This is a genomic window from Streptomyces sp. NPDC048424 (assembly GCF_040651555.1).
GTDB lineage: Bacteria > Actinomycetota > Actinomycetes > Streptomycetales > Streptomycetaceae > Streptomyces.
On the sequence record NZ_JBEZKE010000039.1, the window covers coordinates 1 to 21,952 of the forward strand.

Genomic DNA, 21,952 nt, shown 5'->3' on the forward strand with positions numbered 1-21,952 from the left:
TGGACCTTCCGACGGGGACAAGGGCGGTCGCGGCATGCCGGAGCATGCGTGAGCCACTCACACGGTGGAGAGGGGATCCGTCGGCGGCGGGTGAACCACCCGTGCCGCCCGGCGACTCACCCAGTTCTACCGACCACCCACCACCCTGGCAACGACCCCGCCTACTAGCCCACCTCGCAGCCGACACCCCCCGACCACCGACGGGAAGAAGTGGCATCCACGCAGGCGGGGGCCGGTAACGGGAGGCCGTGATCGGGCCCCCGGGAGCTACTAGCCCCCTTCGTATGTGACGTGCGCCCTATGGGACGGCTCACCCCGACACCACCCCGATCTCACCGAGCGTCACCACCCACACCCCTTCAAGAAACCGGGCCTAATGTCCGGAATGCCTATATATCGAAGGAAAATGGGTGGCAGAGGCAGAACGAAAACCGCCACCCCAACCCACCACCACACCCTCAACACCCAACCCCACACACCCCCCCCGAAACACGCCACCCAACCCCGCGCACCCCCGCAGGCACACCGCCCAGGCCCGCACACCCCCGGGAGGCACACCGCCCAGGCCCCACGCCCGAGGAACCAACCACACCACCATCTCCCTCACCGCTTCCACCACGGAAAACGCAGCCAAGAGGCGCGGCCCGGGCGGTGCGGCCGGAAGACACGACCGAGACGCTGCAGCCAGGACGGCGCGCGGCCGGAAGGCGCCGCCGGGAGAAACGGCAGGGACGGTACGGCCAGGGCGGCGCGGGCAGGAGGCGCGGCAGGGAGATACGACCGAGGCGCTGCGGCCGGGACGGCGCGGGCGGGAGGCGGGGCAGGGAGAAACGGCAGGGACGGTACGGCAGGGGGATACGGCCGGGCGGTACGGCCGGGAGATGCGACCGAGGCGCTGCGGCCGGAAGGCGCGGCAGGGAGACACGGCCGAGGCGGTACGGCCGGGACGGTGTGGCCGGGAGATACGACCGAGACGCTGCGGCCGGGACGGCGCGGGCGGGAGACACAGGCAGGGGCGGTACGGCCGGGACGGTACGGGCAGGAGGCGCGGCAGGGAGACACGGCCGAGGCGTACGGCCGGGAAGGTGGGGGCAGGAGGCGCGGCAGGGAGACACGGCCGAGGCGTACGGCCGGGGCGGTACGGCCGGGGCCCGCCTCCTCACGGTTCTCCGGCCTCCCGGTTCTCCGGCCACTCGGCCTTCTCGGGCCACTCGGTTCTCCGGTCGCTCGGGTCTCCGGTCTCCCGGGACTCGGCACTCGGGTCTCGGCGCTCGGGTCTCTCGCCTTCCCAGGACTCCGGTCTCTCGCGACTCAGGGCTCAGATCTCGGCCCCCTCGGGCCACTCGGCCTCCTCGGGCCGGCTGGTGTACCGGCCGGCTGGTGTACCTGTCGGCCGCGTGTCAAAGGGTGGGTGTGGGTGGCCTGGTGGCGTTGTGGCGGCTCGACTGTATTTCAGGGTGTGTGAGTTGACCGCCGCATAGCACAACGTCGGCGTGGCCGTCCGCGGGACCGGTGTTGGTTGACACCTGGTGCATGATCCGGGGTCACGGATACAAGTGGGTGCGTACCATCGCGTCACACATGTCCCTCACGGCAGAGATCGAGGAACCATGACCACAGCCACCAACGTCACACGCGTCCAGGACGATTACGCCCAGCAGATCGCCGGCGACCTCTCGGCCAACCAGACGGCACAGGAACACGCACGGACCGAACTCCAGCGACTGCAACAGGAACTCGGCCAACTGGAAGAAGGCGAAAAGGTCCTGCTCAAAATGCAGGAAGCCCTCGGCCTCCCGACCACGCCCGCACCCACACAACCCACCACCAAGACCGACCCCAAGACCACCACCAAGGCCACCACCACCAAGCCCACCGCCAAGGCCACCACCACCACCAAGGCCGGTGCCGCCAAGCCCACCGCCAAGGCCAGTGCGAACGCCGGTACCAAGCCCGGCGCGAAGCCGAGTGCGAAGCCTGAGGTGAAGACTGCCGCGGAGCCGAGTGCGAAGCCTGAGGTGAAGACTGCCGCGGTACCCGCCGCACGCAGCGCGGCCCGCAACACGAAGACCACCGCGCAACCCCAGAAGACCACCGAACCCCAGAAAACCACCGAGCCCAAGAAGACCGCCGAGCCCAAGAAGACTACGGAGCCCAAGGAGGCCACGGCCGCCAAGGCCCCACGCGCCCGCAAGACGACCGACCGCACCACAACGAAGAAGGAAACGGGCGGCCCGTCCTGGCTCGACCTCGTCACAGCCGCCATCACCGGACAGACAGAACCCAAATCCGCCGCCGAAGTAACCAACACCCTCACCACCACACACCCCGACCGCAAAGTCCAGGCAACCGTCATCCGCAACACCCTCGAACAAGGCGTCGCCCGCGGCATCCTCGAACGCACCAAGCAAGGACGATCCGTCTACTACACCCCCACCACCCCCACCCCCACCCCCACCCCCAGCCAGCCCCAACTCCCCTAACCCCCCAAGCCAGCCAACCCCACCACCACCGGGACCCTCAAACCAACCAACCCCAAACAGTGCCGGGCACCACCCCCGTGCCCGGCACATTGAGGGCGGGAGGTGAGTGGGCGCTCTGCCGCTCAGCCCCCACGGGGGCCGCGGACGATCCGGCCGATCAAAGCTGCGGCCTGCTCCGGGGTCTGCTCCAGCCATGCGCTGAGGCGGTCACGGACGGCCTCCGCGACGCAGGCCCGCACCACAGCCCCACCCAGCCTCCCGTTCGTGGCGCCGTAGAACTCGGGGCGGTCCAGTTTCACCGAGACGACCGCTGTCAGGCCCTTGCCGATCCTGTCGGCGCCAAGGTCGGGGTCGGCTGACGTCAGCAGCCGCCGCTGCCGCGCGTACGCATTGACGGCGGCCGCCACCCCGTCACGAAAGCCCTCCGCGTGCGTGCCTCCGTCCGGGGTGGGCCAGCTGTTGGCGAAGCCTTCGACCCGTTCCTCGCCGGAGCCGCACCAACGCAGAGCCACCTCCACCGTTCCCGCCATCCGCACGTCCTCCCACTCGAAGCCGATGACGTCCGAGTGTGCGGGTGTGACTGGTGTAGCTGGTGCACCCCTCTTCTCGTCGAGGAAGACGACGAAGTCCCGCGCCCCGCCCGGGGAGTGGAACCGCACCGGCCGGGACGGGCCCGGAGTGCGCTCGTCGATCAGCGAGATGTCCATGCACCGGTTCAGGAAGGCCAGTTCCCTGAAGTGCTCTGCCAGGACGGCATACGAGCACTGCGTCGCCGTACCGAAAATATCGACGTCGGGCCAGAACGCGATGGTGGTCCCCGTTCCTGTTGGCGGGCCTGCGACGGTGGGTGGGGTGAGCGCGACACCGCGCACGTATTCCTGGACCCAGCGGACCCCCGCGCGCCGCACCTCGGCCGTCAGGCGGCTCGACAGGGCGTTGGTAACACAGAGCCCGGTACCGAACCGGCTCATGGGCACGGAGTGGCGGCCGCCGGGCTCCGCCCCGGCGTGCGGGCGGGTCAGCAGGGCTTCGAGGCCGGGACCACCGCCCACGTCCCCCGCGGCCTCGACGGGGATACCCGGCCCGTCGTCAGTGACGCGCACGCCGCCGTCGGGCATGAGGGCGACCTCGACGGAGTCTGCACGGCCGGCCAGGACGTCGTTCACCGCCCGGCCGGCGACCTCGTACACCAGCTCGTGCAGGCCGCGTTCGCCTGTCGAGCCGACGTACATCCCGGGCCGCTTCCGGATGGCTTCCCACCCCTCCAGCACCTGGATGTGGCTCCCGTCGTACCTGACGGCTTCCTCACTCACGAGCCCTCCTCCGTTGGTGTCCGGCAGACCTGCCCAGCCTAGGAAGATTCTCGCAAAACACCAGGTGAGGGCCGATTTACCGAGGGTCGGAGAGGATGGGTGAGGGCTCGCTGGGAGCCGCCCGGCCCAGGGTGTCGCGAACCGCGGTGCGGGCGCTCCGGTCGGCCCGCCGCGGCCGCGCACGGCCCTGTTCCGGGCAACCCCGAGGTCACCGATTCCGGTAGGTCACGGCGCCGCCCGGAACACCGCCGTGGCCGCCCGTTGGCGTACGACTCAGACTGGCCGGCTGTGGCATGACTTCGTGGCTTGCGATCATTCATTTCGTGGTGTGGGAGGTGGGCCAAGGGGCCCAGCCGGCGGGGGCGAAGGTGCCGGCGTCTGCGTCTGCGTCTGCGTGTGCGCGGATGTTCAGGGCGCCGGGGCCGGCGAAGTGGGCGGGGACTACCAGTTCCCGCTCGGCCGCGGCTCGTTGTAGGACGCGGTGGCGGCTGGCCGCCGCCTGTACGGGGTCCAGGCAGAAGCAGCTGTTGCAGGAGGGCTGGACGATCTGTACCGGGCTGTGCAGGAGGTCGCCGACGAAGACGGCCCGCTCGCCCTGGGAGGCCAGGCGCAGGACGCTGGAGCCGGGGGTGTGGCCGGGGGCCGACTCCAGGGTGAGGTGTTCGTCGATGCGGTGGGTACCGTCCCACAGCACGGCCTGACCGGTCCGGTGGACGGGCGCGATGCTGTCCTCGTAGACGAGGCGGTCGTCCGGGTTGCGGTCCTTTCCGTGGGAGTTGGCCGGCCCGAAGTGGAAATCGTCCGCCGCGGGCATGAGGTAGCGGGCGCGGGGGAAGGTCGGGACCCACTCTCCGTCGACGTCGCGGGTGTTCCAGCCGACGTGATCGGCGTGGAGGTGTGTGTTGACGACGATGTCGACGTCGTCCGGTTGGACTCCGGCCTGCGCCAAGGCGCCCAGGAAGTCGGTCTGCCAGTGGTGGAAATGCGGTGCGTTCGGGCGTTCACGGCCGTTGCCGACACCGGTGTCGATCAGGACGGTCTGTCCGGCGCTGCGCAGGACCCAGGTCTGAAGGGCCAGCACCGCCTGGTCCTGCTCCGGCTGCCAGTGGTCCGGCGCCAGCCAGTCCTCGTTGTCCTGCCACAGCCCCGCTGCGGCGTCCGGTACCAGGGCCTGGGGGGAGGTGAAGAACCCCTGCCACTCGCGGACCCGGATGACCTCGACGTCGCCCAGCCATATCGACTGCCTGTTCTCATTCGTCATGTCCTGGACCCTACGGAAGCGCCGGTGAGCTCCTCAATGCCCGCCCGGCTCACTCCGATACGCGGGCGTCTCATGTGGGGCGGCTGCCGTATAGCGTGGCCGGATGGATGTGGTGAGCGATGCGATCTCGACCGTACGAATCGGGCGGCCTTCGTCGCAGCGGGTTCGGGTGAACGGGAGTTGGTGCGCGCGGCTGGATGCGTACGACGGCGCCGGGTTCCACATCGTGCTGGAGGGGAGCTGTTGGCTGCTGCCCGACGGGGGTGGCGCGCCGCTGTCGCTCGGGGAGGGGGACGCCGTGCTGCTGCCGTACGGTACGGGCCATGTGATCGCCGACCGCCCGGCCGCTGCGCGGGAGGTCGAGCGGGCGGTGCCCTTCGGAGAGTGGGACGGGGTGCTCACGGCGGCCGGCGGGCTGGGTCGGCTGGGGGCAACAGGCGGGCCGGGCATGGTGGGTGGGCCGGGTGGGGTCGTGGAGGCTGGGGCCGGGGCTGAGGCGGGTCGTGGGGTGGTGGAGATGCTGTGCGGCAAGTACCGGCTCGACCGCAGCCGGGTGCATCCGCTGCTGGCGGAGCTGCCGCACGTCGTGCACCTGCCCTCGCGGGTGGGGGCGCGGCCCGAACTGCGGGCCGCCATCGACCTGCTGGGCCGTGAGCTGGGCGAGCAGCGGCCTGGCGCCGGCATCGCGGTGACCGGCCTGCTCGACCTGCTGCTCGTCTACATGATCCGGTCGTGGGTGGCCGAGGGCGGGACCGGGACCTGGCCGGCGGTGCTGGGTGATCAGGTGGCGGCCGCCGCGCTGCGGGCTCTGCACGCGGACCCGGCGGCGTCGTGGAGCCTCGAGCGTCTGGCGGCGCAGGCCGGGGTGTCCCGGCCCACCCTGGCCCGGCGTTTCACCTCTCTGGTGGGCCGGCCCCCGATGGCGTACCTGACCTGGTGGCGGCTGAACCTGGCCGCGGCCGCGCTGCGCGAGGGTGATGAGCCGCTGGCCGCGGTGGCGCGACGGGTCGGGTACGGCAGCCCGTACGCCCTCTCGCACGCGTTCAGCCGGGAGTTCGGCACCACACCCGGCCGCTACCGTGCCCAGGCCCGGCCGGAGGCGGGCCCGGAGACGGTGGCCAGCGGGCCGGGAGCCGGCGTCGGGGCAAGGGCCGGGGCCGGGGACGGGGACGGGGCCGGGGCCGGGGACGGGAGTTGAGGCCGGGAGTTGAGGGTGGGAGCGAGACTGGGCTGAGTACCGCAGCCGGGTGTTGAGCGACGCTGAAGACGAGCATGAAGGCGAGGTGCTGGTTGTCGACTGGATCGGGCCGTACGTAGCGGGAAGGGCCCACCTGCCGGGCCGCTCCGGCCGGCTACGGTCCTCGTCCTCATTTGGTGAATGGGCAAGCCACCTCACGTCTCGAACAGAGCCGGCCGCTTCGCCGGCGGGCAAAGAGCGCACGGAGTCGGTGGGGTTGAACGCCTGGACCGTCCACGCGTTTCCCCGACCCGGGCCGCCGGAATCGGCTCGTTGGGAGACGTTCGCCGTCAGGCCGAAGCTCGAAACGTAGCCCCCTGACACCGCCTTGTGGCCCTCGGGGCACATAGCAGTGCTACCGCTTGCCGTGCTGGGGGCGACCGTCCGCTCCTGGTCGACGACCCGGACGAGTGCGAGAGATGCCCAGGGCGGTCCGGCAGCGCCGACGGGCCCTTGTCCCCGGGGCCGGCGGCCCCTGGTGCTCCTGCGGGCCCGGCCGGTCCCGGTGCCCCTGCCAGCCCCGCCGGTCCCGGTGCTCCGGCCGCCCCCGCCGGACCGGGCGGTCCGCTGCCGCATTCGTCCTGGCTCGTCACGGCCCTTCGACCTTCGCCGCACGGGTCCGGATGCCCGGCGTACAGGGGCGCCGAGGGATGGGGCTCCCGGGCCTGCGCCTGGGGCGCTGCCCAGCCTACGAGCGCCACGGACGCCGAGGCTCCGACAAGCGCGCAGGTTCCGAATCGGCGGTCTCTGCCCTGCTCGTTTCACATGTGAACCTGCTTGTGGGCGCGGGCCCCGGAGGGGCTTCGAGCCCCACGATTCGTAGCGTGAGACGGTGCGCTTTATGCAGCGGTGGAGGAGCGTCATTCCGTTGCCGTTCGGCCCTGCTTCCTCAGACAGGAGCCGCACCTCGGCAGGGGGCGGGACGGGGCGTGTTCAGTGGGAGGCGTTGGGTGGGGTGAGGAGGGCATTGGCGTCGGCGTAGGGCAGGGCCTGGGCTCCGAAGTTGAATGTGCCCGACTCGGTGATCTCGCGGGCGGCCCCCATCAGAGCTCCCAGTGCCGCTCGGGACAGGGCCGATCCGGTGCTGATGCGGCGTACCCCGAGGGCGCCGAGGTCTGCGACGGACAGGTTCAGGGCGCCGCCCATCAGAACATTGACCGGGCGGGTCAGCGAGGAGCAGACGGCACGGATCGCTGCGGCGTCGGGCAGGGCCGGCGCGTACAGGACGTGGGCGCCCGCTTCCTGATAGGCCTTCAGGCGCGTGATGGTGTCGTCGAGGTCGGGCCGGTTGCTGAAGAAGTTCTCCGCGCGGGCGGTGACGGTGAAGGGGAAGTCGAGCTGCTCGGCGGCCTCGACGGCGGCGGCCACCCGTTCCACGGCCTCGGACAGCGGCCGCAGCGGCTCCTCTTCCCGTCCGGTGGAGTCCTCGATCGAGGCGCCGACCAGGCCTACGGCAGCGGCGGCCCGGATGGTGTCGGCGACGTCCTGAGGCGTGGGGCCGAAGCCGCTCTCCAGATCGGCCGTGACGGGAAGGTGCGTGGCCTCGACGATGCTGCGCGCGTTGTCGAGGACCTCGGCGCGGCTGAGGGCGCCCGCACCGTCGGGGCGGCCGAGGCTGTGGGCCAAGCCGGCGCCGGTGGTGGCGAGGGCCGGGAATCCGAAACCGGTCAGGATGCGGGCGCTGCCCGCATCCCACGGGTTGGCCACGACGAACGGTCCCGGGCCCTCGTGCAGGGCCCTGAAGGCAACAGCCCGCTGGTACCGGGCTGCTGTGGAGGAATCGGAGGAGGAGGAGGAGGAGGAGGAGGAGGAGGTGGCGGAGGCGGCGTCCATCCCCCGATCCTCGCAGGAAACCCCGGACTCTGGGGCCGTCGCGAAGCACGGATCGCCGCCTGCCGAGGGACCCGATGCGGAGCACGGCCCGTAGCGACACGAAGCGCCACGACTGGCCGATGGGAAGCCCCCAGCGCCGTGTGGCAGGAGGCGCCGCGGAGAGACCGCCCTGCCTACGCGAAAGCACAGCCTGACCCATGGGAAGTTCGGTCGGCCCGGTGCACGAAGCCCGGCTCGGCCCAGCGCGTAGCGCCCCCGCATGGCACCCGGCGGGAGGCACGGCCTGAAGCCGGGTCGGGTCGGGGCAGGTCGGGTCGGCGTGCGGAACCTGGACGCCCGGCGGGAGGTACAGGCCGAACGGGAGCCGAGCGCGGGCCGCCCGGTGGGGATCGGCGTCCTTCGGGCTTCGGGGCCGGCGCGGGCCTCGGCCGCGCCGGCTGTGGTGGACGGCCAGCCGGGGGGCAGGGGTCCGCCCGGGTGTCACAGCACGTGCTGGTACCAGCGCCGGTGCACCACGGGCTCCACGCACAGCACGGCCGCGCCCCCGACCGTACCGACCAGCAGGGCGGGCCATCCGCCCCCGCCCAGGAACGCGCCGGCGCAGGCCACGGCCAGTGCGAGGGGCCGCAGCAGGGTCAGGGGGCCCAGGCCGATGACCATCGCGAGGGTGCTGGCGCGGAACGGCAGGAGGAAGTAGGCAGCGAGGGAGAGCAGCACCGCGGTGGCGTAGGCGGTCAGCGGGATCAGGTAGCCGAGGCCTCCGGCGCTCAGGGTGTCGTACGTCCGGGCCCGGTCAGGTGCCGACAACAGCACGGTGGTCGCGGTCAGTACGGGGGCGAGCAGCAGGACGGTGCCGACCGCCAGCCCGCGCAGGGCGGCGCGGGCGGTGGCCCGGTGTTTGCGGATGCGGGCATCGCGGCCGGCGTAGGCGCGGAAGCCGCTGAACGTCGCGTCGAGCAGTCCCAGGAAGAGGAGTGCGACCGGTACGGCAGACATCATCGGGCGGCCTCGGCGAGGTGCTCGGAGCCGACCAGCCGGCGTGCGGAACGCCCCAGGGCCCGGCGGAGCGGCGCCTCCAGATGGGGGCGCACTCCGATGATCGGGCGCAGCGTGGTGCAGAACGGGTTCGCCGCGCCGCGCGGCTCGTACAGCAGCGGCTGGATACCGGGCGCGGCCGCGGCGGACAGGAGCGTCTCGTCGCTGTGCGCGCGTTGTGCCGAGACGACCCCGTCGTGGCGGCCGAGAGGATGGCGCATCCGGGCACGGTGGAAGATCCAGGCCCCGATCGGTGCGAGGCGGGTCGCGGCGATGTCGAAGTGGCAGAAGGCCTGTGCCGGTGAGGCGGCCTGGGTCTGGAAGAACTCGGCCAGGGCGGGCCCGCGGAAGTGGTGCAGCACTCCGGTGGACACGTAGACGGTCGCGGCTTGCGGCAGGTCGAAGGCGTTGCCGTGGACGAAACTGCAGTCCAGCCCCTCCGCCCGGGCGAGCTGCTCCGCTTCGCCGACCAGCGAGGCATCGAGGTCGACACCGACCAGCTCCACGTCCGCGCCCAGCGCGTTGGTGGCCGCCAGCCAGCGGATGAGGTACCCGAGGCCGCAGCCGACGTCGACCAGCCGGTACGGGCCGCTCTGGCCGTCGGTTGCCCGGATCGCGTGGAAGAGCGGGCCGAGCAGGTCCATCAGACGTTCACCGATCCGGAGCTCCTCGCTCAGCCGCTGGAGCTCGGTGTGCACGCTGATGAGGAGACGGTCCACGGCCTGGGGGTCCAGAACGCCGTCCTGGCCGGCGGGCAGCCCGGCGACGATCTTGGCGGCGTGTTCGTCACCGTTGGCGCGCAGTCGGCGGATCACCTCGTCACGCCGGACGGGAAGCCGGTGGCCGGTGCGGGGATCCACCGCCGTGATCAGATCGGATATCTCAAGTCGGTGCACGAGGCGGAACCCTACGGCCTCCCCCACACCACCCCATCAGCCGCCCACCCACCTCACTGCAACGAGGGCCACCGGCCGGATGACCGGATGGCCCATACGGCCACACGGCCACACGGCCACGCAGCCACATGGCCACGCGCACGCACCGCGCCATCCGGGATCGCGGCGACCCGAAGGTGGGGTGGCGTGGGGGTGGGGTGGAGCCGGGGTCAGGGCCGGGGCTTGCCGTCCTCGCTCAGCAGGAGCCGCTTCTGCGGCTTGCCCATGGCGTTGCGCGGGATGGCGGTGACGAAACGGACCTCGCGCGGGCGTTTGTGCACCGACAGGTGGGCCGCGACGAAGTCGGTGAGCTCCGCGCCGGTGACCTGCTGGGCGACGACGAAGGCGACGATGCGCTGGCCGAGGTCCGGGTCCGGGACGCCGACCACGGCCGCCTCGCTGACGCGGGGGTGGTCCAGGAGGGCGTTCTCGATCTCACCCGCGCCGATCCTGTACCCGCCCGACTTGATCATGTCCGTAGAGGCGCGGCCCACGATGCGGTGCACGCCGTCACTGTCGTCGACGGCGGCGATGTCGCCGGTACGGAACCAGCCGTCCTCGGTGTAGGCGGCGGCAGTGGCCTCGGGCCGTCCCAGATAGCCGGAGAACAGAGTGGGCCCGGTGAGCTGGAGTTCACCGATCTCGGCGCCGTCCTCCGCGGCGATCCGGGTGGAGATGCCGGGCAGGGGGGTGCCGACCGTACCGGGACTCACGCGGCCGCCCGCCCGGCCGCTGACGGTGATCAGGGTCTCGGTCATCCCGTACCGCTCGACGATGCGGTGCCCGCTCAGACGCTCCAGGTCACGGAAGACCGGAGCGGGCAGGGCCGCGCTGCCCGACACCAGCAGCCGGGCCCCCGACAGAGCCGCAGCGGCCTGCGGGTCGGCGGCGATACGGGACCAGACGGTGGGCACCCCGAAGTACAGACTGCCGCCGGCCGCGGCGTAGGCCTGGGGGGTGGGGCGGCCGGTGTGCACGAGACGGCTGCCGGTACGCAGGGCGCCCAGAACCCCGAGGACCAGGCCGTGGACGTGGAACAGCGGCAGTCCGTGCACGAGGGTGTCCGCGGCGCTCCACTGCCAGGCCTCGGCCAGGGCATCGAGATCGGCGGCGATCGCGGCGGTGCTGAGGACCACGCCCTTGGGGGCGCCGGTGGTGCCGGAGGTGTAGAGGATCAGCGCGGGCTCGTCCGGGCCCCGCACCACGGAGGCCGGGGCCGGGGCGGGGGTGGTGGCTGACCGTCGGGCGAAGTCGACCTCGATGAGGCGGGCCCCGGAATCACGCAGGATGTGCCCGCGCTCGGCGGGGCCCGCGTCGGGCGGCAGCGGTACGCAGGGGATGCCGGCGAGGAGTCCGCCGACCACAGCGGCGACCGTTTCCAGGGAGGCGGTCGCCGTCACGGCGAACGCGGGCGGATGGGCGCCGGAGAGGTCGGCGGCGACCGCGCGGGCCGCGCCGAGGATCTCCTCGTAGGAAGCGCTACGGCCGGCGACGGTGACGGCGTCCGCGCGGTCCCCGTAGGCACCGGTGAGAGCGGTCAGCATGGCGGCGACTCCGATCGGCGATGGGTGCAGCTGGTCCGGCCAGCCTACGTGGGACGGCACGGGCGACCGAACCGCGCGAGCAGCGGGACTTGAGCGCTCAAGGACCGGCCGCCGACCCCGGGTACCACCCACCACACGGACAGAACAGGCAGCCGTAAGAACAGGCAGGCGGACAGACCGACAGGGCGCTCAGCGGGTGGTGGCGCGGCCGTGCAGGACCAAAGCACGGGCCAGAGCGAACAAGGCCGCCGTGCACAACACCGTACGGACGATGTTCGTGGCGACCCAGGTCGACTTGAACCGCTCCACGATCGCGAAGTCGGTCATCTGCGCGACGTCGCCTCCACGCGCGAGCTCATTGTTCAGGGGAATGTTCACCGCGAACGTCATCACCAGCACCACGAGATAGGCCGCGGCGGCCGCGCCCACCCACAAGGCGGTGGTACGCCGGCCGGCGCGGAACTCAAGCACCGCCGAGCCCACGGCCACCAGCAGCGCCAACACGAACGCCATGCCGAAGAGAGGGTTGCCGTCGATGGCCGCGTTGAAGGCCCGCATCGCGGTGACGTACGTCCGCTCGTCCCCGGCCGCCAGCCCCGGCATGACCGAAACGTCGAACGCGAAGAACAGCCCCGCCATCAGCCCCACCAACACCGTGGCAACCGTCAACAGGAACAGGGCGACCCGGCCCCCGCCTCCGTGCGGCGCGGGAGGGGGTGGGGGCGGCGTGACCGGCGGGGGGCTTGTACTCATGGGAGAGCGTCCTCGTTTCCATCGGTCGGCGGGTACGTGAGTGCGCTACGCCCTGAACGCGAACGCGCCCGATCGTGACACCACCCGCTCGGTCTCCTACTGGATTCCAGCCGACCTTTGAGCGAATCTTTAGGCACCACAACACATTTCCCCCACGGACCACACGGTCAGCACGACGTACGGGTGGGGTACCGACTCGGCGAACGGCACTGTGTGGACACCCCCTAGGCTGGTGCCATGTCCGCCGCGATCACCCCGACAGCCCGCCCGCTGCGCCTCGAACCCGTCACCGCCGAGAACTTCGACGCCGTCTGCGCGATACAGGTGCGCCCCGACCAGACCCACCTGGTCTCCCCCGTGGTCAAGTCCCTCGCCGAGGCCTACGTCCACACCGCCGCCTGGCCGCGCGCCATCGTCGACGGAGAGGAAGTCGTCGGCTTCATCATGGCCTTCCTCGACATCGCCTGGGACCCGGCCACCGACCCCACCGACCACCGCAGCGGTATCTGGCGCCTGAACATCCACGCCGGTCACCAGGGCAAGGGCTACGGCCGCTTCGCCATCCGCGCGGCCTGTGAGGAGATCCGCGCCCGCGGTACCGACGAGGCCTTCGTCAGCTGGCACACCGGCCAGGGCAGCCCCGAACCGTTCTACCTCGGGCTCGGCTTCCGCCCCACAGGCGAGTACGCCGGTGACCAACGCGTCGGCGTGCTCTCCCTGAAGACCCCTGCCGACACTCCGTAGACACCGCTCGAAACCGGCCCCGGAGCACCTCGCAGAGGCCGTGCGGCAGAGCCTTGTCAGTGGCAGGGGCTAGCCTGCGTCACATGATCGAGGGGGAATGCGCCGCACCGTCACCGGGCGATCTCGCCGAGGAGGTCGCGGCCGTACTGAACGGGCGCCACGACCCGGGCGTGGCTGCGTTCGAACGGGTGCTCAACGCCGTTGTCAGTCACAGCCACCGGGACCGCGAGACGCTGACCGCCGTCCTCGGGTCCGTCCCGCGCGGGTCCACGGTGGCGCCGCACCCCCGCGTGCGGCAGCTCGCCGGCGTGGTCGGCGCCGCGGTGGGCCCCGTACAGGCTGCCGAGCGCTGGGAAAGTGCCGGGGCGGGCTGGTTGGAGCTGTGCCAGCACGCGGCGCTCGACTACGTCACGGGGGCACGCATCGTCGAGATGGGCGCACGGCTGCGGGCCGGTGACCACCTGCCGTTCTTGCTGTCCGTGCCGAGCAGGGCGAGCGGCGCGGTGGAACCGCACCACCTGGTCGCCCGCCTTGCCGTCTACGCACGCCTCGGTATCCGGCCCGGTCCGGCCGATCTCGGACAGGCACTGCTGCGCTGCGGTGGCGGTCCGGCCGATCCCGACGTGGTGTCCGCCGCGGAGGAGCTGGAACTGGAGGAAGCACCCCGGGTGGCCGCCTGGCTGCGCCAGGGCGGTCTGCCCCACCCCGGCTGCCAGCGCGAGCGCGAAGCCGGCGCACCCGAGCCGCACAGCAGGCGCCGGGGAGCGCGGATCGGTCGCAGGATCCTGGTCGGGCACGAGGCGATCGAGGGCCGCGGTGAGTTCCCCCGGCGTTTCTGGTCGCTGTTCCGCACCTTCGAGCCGCACATCGGCTGTGCGCACGCGTCGCTGCCGGACGGTCGGGACGCGCACACGGTGGCGGCCCTGCCCTGGCATCCGGAGATCGCCGCGGCCCGGCTGCTGACCGGTGTCGCGTCGGCCGCCGACCAGAACGGCCGCGGAGCCCCCGCGTTCCTTACCGCGCTGGCCGCGGCCGACGGCCCGGCGGGACCCGCGGTACACCTGGCCCTGGCCTACGGGCTCGCCTCCGTACCCGACGAGGACCGCGACGCCGCCGTACGGGCGCTGGCCCGACTCGGCGCGAGCGGCCGGCTGGACGGAGCCGTGCTGGGCCGCGACCTCGCCGAGCTCGTGCGGCTGGGCACCCTGAAGGTGCCCCTGCTGACCGAGTCACTGGGTGCCGCGGCGGCCCTGCCACAGACCGCCCCCGCCCTCTGGCCGGTCCTGGCCACCGCGCTCCCCGACCTCCTGACCTCCACCCGCCCCCAGGCCCACGCGGCGCTCCTCGCCGTCGCCGCGGATACGGCCCGCGATGCGGGAGCCGGCGGTGAACTGCCCGAGATCAGCGCGCTCGCGCAACGGCCGGGCTCGTCCCAACTCCTCAGACAGGCGCGCAGGTTGCGCGACCAACTCGCCACCACGGGACACACCCTCACTCTGCAAAAGTAGAGTGAGGGCTGAGCGGCGGCAGCGGGTGCGTGCCCGAACCGAACGGAAGTGGTCATCCATGCCGAGACGTCACGCGGTCGTGGTCGGCGCCGGGATCGGCGGCCTCACCGCCGCCATCGCCCTGCACCGCCGCGGCTGGCACGTCACCGTCTGCGAACGCGCCCCCCAACCGCCCACCACGGGCGCCGGTATCGGCCTGGCCCCCAATGCCCTGCGCGCGCTGGACGCCCTCGGCATCGACGCCGCCCACGCCGCCGGCACCTCCGTACCCGAAACGATGGGTCTGCGCCGCTTCGACGGCCGGTGCCTCACCCGGACCGGCACCGCGGACATGGCGGCCCGGTACGGCATACCGCCGATCGCCGTCCCCCGCCCGGCCTTCACCGCCGCCCTCGCCGCCGCGCTGCCGCCAGAGGCCCTTCGCTACGGCACCCCGGTGACCGCCGTCGACGACGCCACAGGCCGCCCCACCATCCGTACCGCGGCCGGCCCGGATCTCACCGCCGATCTGGTCATCGCCGCCGACGGCATCAACAGCTCCCTGCGCCGCGCCCACTTCCCGGCCCATCCCGGCCTGCGGTACACCGGCGAGTGCGCCTGGCGGACCCTCGTCGACGCCCCGGACCTGCGCATCGAGGCCATGAGCGAGACCTGGGGGCACGGCCGGCGGTTCGGCGTCACCCCGCTCACCGACGGCCGCCTCTACCTCTACGCGACCGCCCGCGTGCCGGCCGGCACCCGGCCCGCCGACCCCGACCGCCGCGCCGAACTCCGGGACCGCTTCGGCTCGTGGCACGATCCGATCCCCGCCCTCCTGGAACGCATCGAGCGCCTCGATCCCGCCGACATCCTCTGCAACGACCTCTACGACCTGGCCGCCCCGCTCCCCCGCCTGCACCACGGCCGGATCGTCTGGCTGGGCGACGCCGCTCACGCCATGACCCCCAACCTCGGCCAGGGCGGCTGCCAGGCCATCGAGGACGCGGCCGTCCTCGCCCACTTGCTCCCCACCGGACACACCAACACCACAGACAGCCCCGCCCGTACGGACCCCATCCCGGGCGCCCTCGCCGCTTACACCACCGCCCGCCGCAACCGCACCAACGCCGTCCGCCTCCGTGCCCGCCGCATCGGCCGCCTGGGCGCCCTCCGCAACCCCCTCGCCATGGCCGCCCGCGACCTCGCGATCCGCGCCACCCCCACCCGCCTCGCGCTGCGCGGCATGGACGACCTCTTCAACGGCTTCCGCCTCCCCGGTGACAACAGCCCGCCGGAGCATCGGACGTATCGGCCTGGGGAGGCACTCCGCTAGGTCGTGTCTTTTGGATCTTGTCGGTTAAGCCCGCGTCGTTCCCCCAGCTACCGCTGGGAGGTGCCCCCAGGCGCCGTGCATCGCAAGGCGGAGGGGCGCCCGTGTACTGGACGTACTTGGGCGCCCCGACAACGCGGCGAGGTGCGGTGCCAGGCGGCGCGGGTCTGGGGGCACCTCCCAGCGGTAGCTGGGGGAGCGAGATCCGAAAGAGACGGCCTAGCCGGCGGCGGCCGAGCCGGCGGCCCGTTCCAGGACTTCCAGGACGGTGCCCCTGAACAGCTCGGCCTTGTAGCCGGTCTGCGGCAGCGGGCGGCACCGGGCGAGCACTGTCGCGGCGGCCGCCGCGAGGACCTCGGCGTTGGCCTCGCGGCCGATCAGGGCGGCCTCGACCTCCGTCAGCCGCAGCGGGACGCGCGCCACACCACCCGCGGCGACGGCCGCGTGCGTGATGGTGGCGCCGTCGAGCGCGAGCCGGGCGGTGGCTTCGACCAGGGGCCATTCCGCGTGGGCCCGGCTGATGGTCCGGTGGCAGGCGGCGCGTTCGCCGGGCCAGGGCGCGGGCAGGTGGACGGCGGTGAGGATGCGCTCCGGCGGCAGCAGGTGGTCGGCCTGGAAGAGCCGGTCGCCGTCTCCGTACAAGTCGGCGACGCCGCGCGGGGATTCGCCGTCGATCTCGACCTCGGCGCCGTAGGTGAGCAGGGCCATCGCGAGGGTGGACGGGTGCGGGGCGACGCACAGGCCGTCGCCGCTGACCACGCCGAAGTGATGGTCGCCCTGGCGCGCGGGGCAGTCGGTGCCGCCCTTCTGGAGGCAGCTGACGTGCGGATTGCGGTAGTACCAACAGCGGTTGCGCTGCAGCAGGTTGCCGCCCAGGGTGCCGGCTGCGCGGACCTGCGGGGTGGCCGCGGTCCCGGCCGCCACCGCGAGGGCCGGCCAGCCGCCGAGCACCTGTGGGTCGGCGGCCAGGGCGGCGAGGGTGGTCAGGGCGCCGATCCGCAGCCCGCCGCCGGGGAGCAGTGTGCAGCCGCGCAGATGGTCGGCGCCGCCGAGGTCGGTGAACGGTCCGGGAGAGACGCCGCTGCGCCGGCGGGCGGTGGTGTCGGTGCCGCCGGCGCGCAGCTCCCCGCCGCGAGCCAGAACGGCGGCCGAGAGGTCGGTGAGGGCGGGATCGGTGCTCACGTGGCCAGTCCTTTCAGGAGCCGGTCGGGGCGGATGGGCATGTCGTACGGGCGCCAGCCGGTGGCGTCGTGGACCGCGTTGGCAAGGCACGCCGCGGTGGGGAGGGTGGAGATCTCGCCGAGACCGACGCCGCCGCCGGGGACGTGTTCGAAGCCCTCCTGGTGGAAGTGGACGGTGATCTCGGGGGTGTCGCCGATCCCGGGGATGCGGTAGTCCTCCAGGTTCTCGGTCAGCACCCGGCCGGTGGCCGGGTCGGTGCGCCGTTCCTCGTAGAGGGCGTAGCCAATGCCCTGGACGACGGCGCCCTCGCACTGGCTGCGGGCCAGTCGGTCCTCGTGGATGCGGCCGGCGGCGATGCCGCTCCACACGCGCAGCGGGCGGATCCGGCCGAGCCGGGTGTCCACCTCGACCTCGGAGACCTGCACCGATCCGGTGAAGCCGCGGCCGATGGCGATGCCGCCCAGGGTGAAGGGGGTGACGAAGCCGCGGCGGTCGCGGGGGCGCCGGCCGGTCACCCGTACGCCGTGTGCCGCGTCGAGCCGGGCGGCGATGTCGCCTCCGCCGAGCGCGTCGCGCAGCCGGGTGGCGGCGTCCAAGGCGGCGGGCACGATGGAGGGCGTGGTGCGGCTGCCGCCGGAGGTGGGGCCGTGTACGGCGTCGCTCCGGCCGACCTCGGCGCGCACCCTGCCCTCCGGTACGCCGAGGCCTTCTGCGACGGCCCGGCGCAGTACGGTCCGCGAGCCCGTGCCCATGTCCTGTACGGCGCAGCGGGCGACGACGATCCCGTTCTCGACGGTGAGCTCGACCTCGGTGACGGGATCGAGGAAGTAGAGCCAGTTGGCCGCCGCTACGCCGACGCCGCGGCGGAACCGGCCGGTGCCGCCGCGGGGGCCCGACCAGACGGGAAGGGCGGCGGCCCATTCGTACAGGGCGTGCCGTTTGGGGTTGCCGTCCCAGCGGCGGCGCAGGGCGATCGGATCCTGGCCCAGGCGGTGGGCCATCTCGTCGACGGCCTGTTCCAGGGCCCAGCACATGGTGGGTCCGCCCGGGCCGCGGAACGGGGCGGCCGGAGGCCGGTGGGTGAGGGTGTCGAAGTCGCGGAGCCGGCGCGGGGCCTTGCCGTACATGAACCGGGCCAGTGATGCCACGGAGCCGCCGACCGAGACCCCGCCGTCGGTGTCCGCGTCCATGGCCAGCGCACTCAGGTCGCCGGACGCGTCCGCGACCATCGCCAGGCGGATCCGGGTGCCGGGCCGGTATCCGCCGTCGGTGAGCTCCTCGTCCCGGTCGAGCACCACGCGTACCGGGGCGCCGTGCAGCCGGGCCAGCTCCACGGCGGCGACGACGTCGGAGGTCAGGCCCATCTTGCAGCCGAACCCGCCGCCTACGTGGACGGCCCGCGCGACCACCCGTTCGACGGGCACGCCGAAGCGTTCGGCGGCGAGTTCGGCGGTGCGCTTGATCGATTGTGTGGACACCTCCAGGTGGAGGGTGCCGTCGACCCAGTGGGCCAGGCAGGCGTGCGGTTCGAGCGGGGTATGGGTCTGTGCGGCGGTGGTGAACACGCCCTCCACCACCCGCTCGGGGTTCCGGCTCCGGGCTTCGGTGATGCGGCGGACGGCGGTGGCGGGGCGCTTGCTCATGGCGGAGGGGCCCCGCAGGTTGCCGCGCCAGCGGGCGGGCACCAGCTGCGGAGACTCGCCGGATCCCGGCGCCCGTTTGCGCGCCGCTTTGTCCTCGTAGACCAGCGGGCCCTCGCCGGACCGGGCCTGGCGTGCGTCCAGTGCCGCCGGCAGCACTTCGTAGTCCACCGTGACCCGTGCCGCGGCCGCCCGGGCGGAGGCCCGGTCCGGCGCCGCGACCGCGGCCACCGGCTGCCCGACGTACCGCACCACGCCGTCGGGAGGCAGCAGCGGCACCAGCGGCAGGTCCCCGGCCTCGAGGGAGCGTACGTGGGCGTGGGCGTGCGGCGAGCGGATGATCACCCCCTCCAGGAGCCCGTCGGGGCGCAGGTCCGTGGTGTACCGGGCCGATCCGGCGGTCTTCTCCGGGGCCTCGGCGCGCGGAACCGCCGGTGCCGCTTCCCCGTGGGTCGGCGCCGTGTCGTAGTCGCCCGCGCAGGCCGCGGCGACCGCCTTGAAGATCCCCTCGTACGCGCCGCAGCGGCACAGGTGGCCGGCCAGCGCGTCCGCGATCTGCTCGCGCCCCGGACGGGTGCGGCCGTGCGTGTCCCGCCACCGCTCGAAGAACGCCGCCGCCTCGACGACGAACCCCGGGGTGCAGTAGCCGCACTGGAGGGCGTCCTCGCCGGCGAAGGCACGCGCCACCGGATGGCCCGCCAGGCCCTCCACCGTCGTCACCCGTCGGCCGGCGAGCCCGACCGCCGGCGTCAGGCAGGACACCCGGGGCTCACCGTCGACCTGGATCGTGCAGGCCCCGCACACCCCGCCCGCGCAGACCAGCTTGGTGCCGGTCAGACCCAGCCGGTCCCGCACCACCTCCACGGCGGTCGGGTCGTCGTCCACGTCCACTGCGCGCCGGGCGCCATTGACCTCGAACTCCACGAGACGTACTCCTCAGCCGTGGGGGTGGGCGCCCGTCGGGCCTCGCGCTCACCTTCACGCACCTTGATATACCGCCCCCGGTGTCGCCGCAGGTCGGCGCGCGCCCGGCTGGGGCCGTCCCGATCGGATCTGGTCGCCCGAGCCACCGCCGTCCGGCGGGGCGGCGCCGCGCATCCCGAGGTGGGGCTTTCGGTTCACGGGGCGCGGATGGCCGCAACCTGCTCGAGCGGTCGTCACCCGCGAGGAGCGCGTACGCCGCGTACCGGCCGACCCGGGCGATGCCGTACCGCAGGTCCGGCCAGGTCCTTCCGCGCGACCAGCGGCGCTCCCCCGAAGACGGCATGCCGGAACCGCGGCCCGGGCGCGAACGGCAGACGTCAAGCCGGGCGGCCCCCGGCCGCCCGGATGCTCAGAGTCGGCCCAGCTCCTCCCTCAAGTCGTCCAGCCCCAGGGAGCCGAGCGACAGTGCAGCCATGTGCCACCGCTTGAGGTCGAACGCCGCGCCCCGGCGGGCCCGGGCCGTCTCCCGGCCCTGCAGCCACGCCCGTTCGCCCAGCTTGTACGTGATCGCCTGCGCCGGCCGGCCCAGGTAACGGACGATCTCGCTGTCGAGGTACGCGGGTGGCCGGCCCGAGTAGCGGCCGAGGAACTCCCGGGCCAGGGCCGGGGTCCAGCGCCGGCCGGCGGCGAACGGCGAGTGCGCCGGGATCTCGAGCCGCAGGTGCATCCCGAGGTCGACCATGACCCGCAGGGCCCGCATCATCTGGGCGTCGAGATGGCCGAGCCGGTCCTGCGGCTCGGTGTAGAAGCCGAGTTCGTCCATGAGGCGTTCCGCGTACAGCGCCCACCCCTCGGTGGTGGCGCTGATCTTGCCGACCTTCGTCTGGTAGTGGGAGAGGGATTCGGCGACGACCGTCCAGTGCGCCAGCTGGAGGTGGTGGCCCGGCACCCCCTCGTGGTACCAGGTGGACACGAGGTGGTGCGTCGGGAAGCGGGTCCGGCCGAGCGTCGGCAGCCAGGTGCGGCCCGGACGGGAGAAGTCCACCGAGGGCTGGGTGTAGTACGGGGCCGCCGCGCCGCCCGGTGGCGCGATGCGGGACTCCACCCTCCGGACCGGCTCGGCCAGGTCGAAGCACGTTCCGTCCAGCGCGTCGACCGCCTCGTCCATGAACCTCTGCAGCCACAGCCGCGTCTCCTCCACCCCCTCGACGGCGCGCCCGTGGCGGTCGAGCCAACCCAGCACCTCCCACGGGTCCTGCGCCCCGGGCCGGATCCGCCCGGCCTCCACCCGCATCTCGGCGAGCAGCCGGTGGAACTCCGACCAGCCGTACGCGTACGCCTCGTCCGGATCCACCTCGGCGCCGGTGTACTTACGGGAGAACCGGGCGTAGCGTTCGCCGCCCACCGCGTCCGGCTGGCCGTCGACCAGCCCGGCGTACACCTGGGCGAACCAGTCGCGCAGCTCGGCGACCGCCCCCGTCGCCACCCGTGCCGCCGCCTCGACCTCCGTACGCGGGCCGCCCTCGGGCGCATCGGCGGCCAGCCGGCCGAAGCCACCGGTCCCCAGCCAGTCGTTCAACTGCACGATGTTCTCGTCCACTTGACGGGGCGCCGCCCGCAGCCCTTGCCCAGCCCCCACCCCGAGCGACGCCCGGTAGCCGGCCAGTGCGGCGGGCACCGCGTTCAGGCGCCGCGCGATGGCCCGCCAGTCCTCTTCCGTCGCCACCGGCATCAGCGAGAACACCTTGCGCACTTGGTGCAGCGGGGAGGAGAGGTTGTCGACCGCTCGCAGGTGCTCACCGGCCTCGAACTGCGCCAGCTCCGCCCCGAGCCGCTCCTTCAGCAGGGTCGCGCACCGCCGCTCCACCTCGCTGTCCGCACCTGGCGAGGCCGGCGCGACCGCCGCGAGCTGTGCAAGGGTCGAGCGCGCGAGCTCGGCCACGGCCTGCCGGCCGTCCGGCGAGAAGTCGGGGAGCGCGCCCGAGGAGCCGGGCACCCCCAGCGCGGTGCCGAGGATCGGGTCGAGCTCGACCAGGGCGTCGACGTAGGCGTCGGAGATCCGACGGGGCAGGGCGTCCGGTTGCTTCAGCACCCGGAGTGCCTGCCCGCTGCGCCCGGCGCCCAGTCCCGCCACCCGACAGGATGACCGGTATCGGACCGTCCTCGGGCCGGGAGCCGGCGTAGTCGGCAGAACTTCCCCGAATCACCTCTCACCGGAACGCACGCGTTATCCGAACGACGGGCGAGGACG

15 protein-coding genes are annotated in these 21,952 nt (G+C 73.0%); 5 read left to right on the top strand and 10 right to left on the bottom strand.

Going from position 1 to position 21,952, the window contains the following annotated elements; all coding sequences use genetic code 11:
* Positions 1 to 1,610: 1,610 nt before the first annotated feature.
* Positions 1,611 to 2,483: a hypothetical protein gene (locus tag AB0D29_RS34205; protein ID WP_362859612.1), complete on the top strand. Its 873-nt coding sequence runs from the start codon at positions 1,611 to 1,613 to the stop codon at positions 2,481 to 2,483.
* A 122-nt stretch (positions 2,484 to 2,605) separates the two neighbouring features.
* Here the strand turns inward: AB0D29_RS34205 and AB0D29_RS34210 are convergent, their stop codons facing one another.
* Positions 2,606 to 3,796 carry a DNA gyrase subunit B gene (locus tag AB0D29_RS34210; RefSeq protein ID WP_362859614.1) on the bottom strand — a complete coding sequence of 397 codons (1,191 nt, stop codon included), beginning with the start codon at positions 3,794 to 3,796 and terminating at the stop codon, positions 2,606 to 2,608.
* A gap of 316 nt (positions 3,797 to 4,112) precedes the next feature.
* The gene (locus AB0D29_RS34215; RefSeq protein WP_362859615.1) at positions 4,113 to 5,057 is read right to left on the bottom strand and encodes an MBL fold metallo-hydrolase; all 945 of its coding nucleotides are present in this window, start codon (positions 5,055 to 5,057) and stop codon (positions 4,113 to 4,115) included.
* A 103-nt stretch (positions 5,058 to 5,160) separates the two neighbouring features.
* Between AB0D29_RS34215 and AB0D29_RS34220 the strand changes: the two genes are divergently transcribed.
* On the top strand, positions 5,161 to 6,255 hold the full coding sequence (locus AB0D29_RS34220) for an AraC family transcriptional regulator (protein ID WP_362859617.1): 1,095 nt from the start codon (positions 5,161 to 5,163) through the stop codon (positions 6,253 to 6,255).
* A gap of 972 nt (positions 6,256 to 7,227) precedes the next feature.
* Here AB0D29_RS34220 and AB0D29_RS34225 read toward each other — a convergent pair.
* The 5 genes from AB0D29_RS34225 to AB0D29_RS34245 all read right to left on the bottom strand — a co-directional run bounded on the left by AB0D29_RS34225 (position 7,228) and on the right by AB0D29_RS34245 (position 12,310).
* Complete coding sequence (locus tag AB0D29_RS34225; protein WP_362859618.1) at positions 7,228 to 8,127, bottom strand: isocitrate lyase/phosphoenolpyruvate mutase family protein; 900 nt, start codon at positions 8,125 to 8,127, stop codon at positions 7,228 to 7,230.
* A gap of 480 nt (positions 8,128 to 8,607) precedes the next feature.
* Positions 8,608 to 9,126, bottom strand: a complete 519-nt coding sequence (locus AB0D29_RS34230) for a hypothetical protein (RefSeq protein ID WP_362859620.1) — start codon at positions 9,124 to 9,126, stop codon at positions 8,608 to 8,610.
* Entirely contained in the window at positions 9,123 to 10,058 is a 936-nt protein-coding gene (locus tag AB0D29_RS34235; RefSeq protein WP_362859621.1) for a class I SAM-dependent methyltransferase, read from the bottom strand. The genes AB0D29_RS34230 and AB0D29_RS34235 overlap by 4 nt, the downstream gene beginning before the upstream one ends.
* Positions 10,059 to 10,267: 209 nt before the next feature.
* Positions 10,268 to 11,641 carry an AMP-binding protein gene (locus AB0D29_RS34240; RefSeq protein ID WP_362859623.1) on the bottom strand — a complete coding sequence of 458 codons (1,374 nt, stop codon included), beginning with the start codon at positions 11,639 to 11,641 and terminating at the stop codon, positions 10,268 to 10,270.
* A 189-nt stretch (positions 11,642 to 11,830) separates the two neighbouring features.
* Positions 11,831 to 12,310, bottom strand: a complete 480-nt coding sequence (locus AB0D29_RS34245; RefSeq protein ID WP_362859625.1) for a DUF1772 domain-containing protein — start codon at positions 12,308 to 12,310, stop codon at positions 11,831 to 11,833.
* 321 nt (positions 12,311 to 12,631) lie between these two features.
* Here AB0D29_RS34245 and AB0D29_RS34250 point away from each other — a divergent pair, with 321 nt between their 5' ends.
* The 3 genes from AB0D29_RS34250 to AB0D29_RS34260 all read left to right on the top strand — a co-directional run bounded on the left by AB0D29_RS34250 (position 12,632) and on the right by AB0D29_RS34260 (position 15,958).
* A complete protein-coding gene (locus AB0D29_RS34250) occupies positions 12,632 to 13,138 on the top strand; it encodes a GNAT family N-acetyltransferase (protein WP_362859626.1) in 507 nt (168 codons plus the stop codon).
* Positions 13,139 to 13,221: 83 nt separating this feature from the next.
* The gene (locus tag AB0D29_RS34255; RefSeq protein WP_362859628.1) at positions 13,222 to 14,646 is read left to right on the top strand and encodes a hypothetical protein; all 1,425 of its coding nucleotides are present in this window, start codon (positions 13,222 to 13,224) and stop codon (positions 14,644 to 14,646) included.
* Between the two features lie 58 nt (positions 14,647 to 14,704).
* On the top strand, positions 14,705 to 15,958 hold the full coding sequence (locus tag AB0D29_RS34260; protein WP_362859629.1) for an FAD-dependent oxidoreductase: 1,254 nt from the start codon (positions 14,705 to 14,707) through the stop codon (positions 15,956 to 15,958).
* Positions 15,959 to 16,174: 216 nt separating this feature from the next.
* Here AB0D29_RS34260 and AB0D29_RS34265 read toward each other — a convergent pair whose 3' ends face one another.
* The 3 genes from AB0D29_RS34265 to AB0D29_RS34275 form a co-directional block, all read right to left on the bottom strand.
* On the bottom strand, positions 16,175 to 17,137 hold the full coding sequence (locus AB0D29_RS34265) for an FAD binding domain-containing protein (protein ID WP_362859631.1): 963 nt from the start codon (positions 17,135 to 17,137) through the stop codon (positions 16,175 to 16,177).
* On the bottom strand, positions 17,134 to 19,701 hold the full coding sequence (locus AB0D29_RS34270; RefSeq protein ID WP_362859633.1) for a molybdopterin cofactor-binding domain-containing protein: 2,568 nt from the start codon (positions 19,699 to 19,701) through the stop codon (positions 17,134 to 17,136). The genes AB0D29_RS34265 and AB0D29_RS34270 overlap by 4 nt, the downstream gene beginning before the upstream one ends.
* Positions 19,702 to 20,110: 409 nt before the next feature.
* Positions 20,111 to 21,793, bottom strand: a complete 1,683-nt coding sequence (locus AB0D29_RS34275; protein WP_362859634.1) for a DUF885 domain-containing protein — start codon at positions 21,791 to 21,793, stop codon at positions 20,111 to 20,113.
* Positions 21,794 to 21,952: the final 159 nt, after the last annotated feature.